Genomic DNA, 3,436 nt, shown 5'->3' on the forward strand with positions numbered 1-3,436 from the left:
GCCCGAGCGCCCGGGCCGCACCGGGGTCCGGCCCGCCGGCGCCCCCGGCGAGCGCGGCCGTCAGCTGCCCGACGGTCCCGACCAGGGCGGCGACGGCCGCGGCCTGGCCGCGGTGCGGTCGCCCGGCGCACCGCGCGCGCCAGGTGGGCGTCCAGCCAGCCGCCCAGCTGCGCGGCGTCGGCGAACCGCCGGCCCGTCAAGGGGGAGCGCACGGCCGGCAGGTCCATCCGGTCCTCGGGGTCCGGCACCGCCCGGGCGATCAGGTCCGCGGTGCGCGGGTCGCGCCAGTCGAGGTCGGCGAGCTCGTCGGAGAACCGGTCCCAGCACATCGCGGCGGCGCCCGGCCGGGCCCGGAACAGCTCGCGGTAGTACGACCGGCCGACCTCCTTGAGCACCAGGTCGAGGCAGCGCCGCGGGGTGTCCGGCGCGCCGCCGCCGAGCAGCTCGGCGAACCGTGCGGCGGTGGCGAACCGGGGGCGGCCGGGCCGGGCCGCACGCAGGTCCTGGCAGGGCTTCGGGTGGGCCGGCAGCCCGCGCCGCGACCCCACCCGCAGCACCGGCTCGCGGCCGGACGGCCGGTACCGCAGCTCCCCGTCGGCACTGCGGCGGAACGTCCCGCCACGGCCCTCGGTGACCAGCACCATCAGGTCGGCGAACGCCTGCCCCAGGCCCGACACCAGCACCGGCTCGCCCGGCGCCAGCACGGTCAGGTCGAGGTCGGCGGTGTACCCGGGCGGCAGGTACGCCCCGCCGGTGCGCTCCGCCAGCGCGGCGAAGGCCCGCTGCCGCTCGTCGAGCCCGCCGCGCAGGTTGCCCACCGCCAGCACCACCCGGTCCGCCCGCAGCGCCGGGCCGGTGGAGAGGGTGACGAGCTGCCCGCCGCCGGGCCGGTCGGCGAGCCCGGTGGCCCGCGCCTCGTGCACCACCACCCGGACCGCGGGCGGCATCGCGGCCACCGCCCGGCGGAAGCACCAGCGCAGGTAGGCCCCGGCGAGCCGGCGGCTGGCGAAGGAGTCCGCGCGCAGCGCGGCGGCCTCGGCCACCAGCGCCGGGTCGCCGGCCGCACCGCCGTGCGCGCGGGCCCAGGCGTGCAGGGTGGGCCCCGGGCGCACCGGCCCGGCGCAGTCCACGCCGGCGTCGGTGAACATGGTGATGTCCTCGGCCCGCGAGTTCATCCACAGCAGCGGTGACTGCCCGGCCCGCCACACCCGGCCCGAGCCGGCGGGGTACGGGTCGACCACATGGACCGTCAGGGCGCCCGCCGGCGGCAGCAGTTCGGCGGCGTTGGCCGCGATCCGCTCCAGCAGCCCGGTCCCCCGCGGCCCGGCGCCGACCAGGACCAGGACCGGTGCCCGGTCCACCACAGCAGCTCGCGCCATGCGCACTCCCTCGGATCGTCCGCCGCGGGCCGGCGGCCCGCGCACCTCGCCCGATCCTGGTCGCCCGCACCCCACCGGTCATCGGGGGTCGACCCCCATCCCCGCGCCCGCCGCCCGACCCGACCGGCCCGGCGGCCCCCGGTCAGTCGTGGGCGAACTCGTCGGCCAGCGCCTGCAGTCCGGCGCGGTCGTTGCGGCCGGTGCGGCGCAGCAGGCTCGCCAGGTGCTTCTCCACCGTCCGGGGGGAGATGGACAGCCGGCGGGCGATCTCCTGGTTCCCGAGCCGGTGCGCGAGCAGGGCGAGCACCTCGTACTCCCGCTCCGTCATCCCGGTGCCGCGCAGGCCCACCGGCACCTGGTCGCGCCCGCCCCGGCGGTGCCCGACGGTCGCCCCCGCCCGGCGCAGCAGGGCGCGGCAGGCGGCGGCCACGGCCGGCGCGCCGAGGGCGTGGAAGTAGTCCTCGCTGATCCGCAGCCAGGCGACCGGGTCGCCCCAGCCGTCGTCCAGCGCGGCCTCCGCGGCCAGGCGCAGGGCCAGGTGACCGCCGACCGGGAACACCTCGGCCATCTCCTGCGCGGCCTCGACCAGCCGGGCGGCCTCGACCGGCCGGCCCTCGCGGCCCAGCAGCACCGCCTCCGCGACCAGCAGGAACTGCCGGTTCCAGGCGAGTTCGGCGGCCGGGGCGAGCAGCGCGGCGGTGTGCGCGGTCCGGCCCGCCCGGCGGGCCAGCACGTCCAGCAGCGGCCCGAGGCCGTACTGGCCGCCGAGGTAGTAGACGCTCGGATGGTCGCGTTCCCAGTCCGCGGCCGCGGCGAGGTCGGCCTCGGCCAGCACCCGGTCCTCCTCCAGCAGCGCGCAGACGGCCCGGCACAGGCCGAACACCACCGGGACCAGGCTCGACGCCGCGCCGCCGGCCCGGTCGAAGGCGAGCAGCTCGCGGTCCATGTCCCGCCGCCGGCCCTGGTGCGCCGCCACCGTGGCCGCGACCAGCACCAGGTAGCGCTGGGCCGCGAGGTTGCGCATCCGGGCAGTGGTGTCGAGGCAGCGCTCGACGATCTCCAGGGCGCGCTCCGGCTCGCCGCTGAGCGCCGCCTGCATGGCCAGCAGGCACTCGGCCTGGTGGGTGAGCGTGATCGAGCCCAGTTCGTTCGCCACGGCCAGGGCCTCCTGGAGGGTGCGCGGGTCGCCGGTCCGCAGCACGGTGTTGGCCCCCAGGCGGATCAGCGCCTCGAACCGCCAGGCGGGCAGGGCGTCGTCCTCGGCGACCGCCAGCATCCGTCGCAGGCAGGCGTCCGCCTCGTCGAAGCCGCGTTCCCGGGCGAACAGGGCGAGCAACTGCCAGGCCTGGCAGGCCAGCACCGGGAGGTGCGCCCGCTGAGCCACCTGCGCCGCCTCCCGGGCCCGGACCTCGGCGTCCGCCAGCAGCTCGCCGTACCCGGGCAGCAGGGCCAGGTGGCCCTGCACCACGGCCAGCGCGGCCGTCTGCTCCGGTGCCCCGTCCTCGCCGAGCAGTCGCTTGGCCGCGGCCAGTTGCGCGCTGCCCTCGGCACTGCGCTCGGCCATCAGCGCGGCCCAGGCCAGCCGGGTGTGCAGCGCGACCCGGCGGTCGGTGCCGAGCGCGGCCGCGCCGACGAGGGCCAGGGTGTCGGCCAGCTCCAGCGCGCGGTTCAGCTGTCCGGCCTCCGCGAGGGCGTACACCAGGGACTCGGTGATGCCGGCCCGGTCCGCCGGGGCGGCCAGCCGGTGCCCGCGGTCGAGCAGCCGGACCGCGGGTCCGGACCGGCCGTCGGCGAGCGCGTGGCGGCCGGCCTCGGCGTACAGCCGGGCGGCCGACGGTCCGTCACCGGCCACCTCCAGCAGCCAGGCGGCGAGCCGGCACTGGGCGTCGTCGGTGCCGAGCCCGTGCTGCTGCAGCGCGGTGGCGGCCCGGCGGGCGAGCACGGCGCGCTCGGCCCGGGCGGCGCCGGCCAGCAGCGCCTCGCCGATCAGCGCGTGGCCGACGGCGTCCAGTTGTCCCGTGGTGCATCCAGGTGGACCGTCCAGGATCCGTCTGGAC

Annotated in this window: 2 protein-coding genes; both read right to left on the reverse strand. The window is 78.9% G+C overall.

Features of this window, described 5'->3' with window-relative positions:
* Positions 1–1,379: FAD/NAD(P)-binding protein (locus tag ACFW1A_RS39480; protein ID WP_380418355.1), on the reverse strand; the 1,379-nt coding region annotated here is incomplete at its 3' end.
* A gap of 142 nt (positions 1,380–1,521) precedes the next feature.
* Positions 1,522–3,436, reverse strand: a 1,915-nt coding sequence (locus ACFW1A_RS39485; protein ID WP_380418357.1) for a LuxR C-terminal-related transcriptional regulator, incomplete at its 5' end; no start/stop codon positions are given.

The sequence above is a fragment of the Kitasatospora sp. NPDC058965 genome, assembly GCF_042741245.1.
Classification (GTDB): Bacteria; Actinomycetota; Actinomycetes; order Streptomycetales; family Streptomycetaceae; genus Kitasatospora.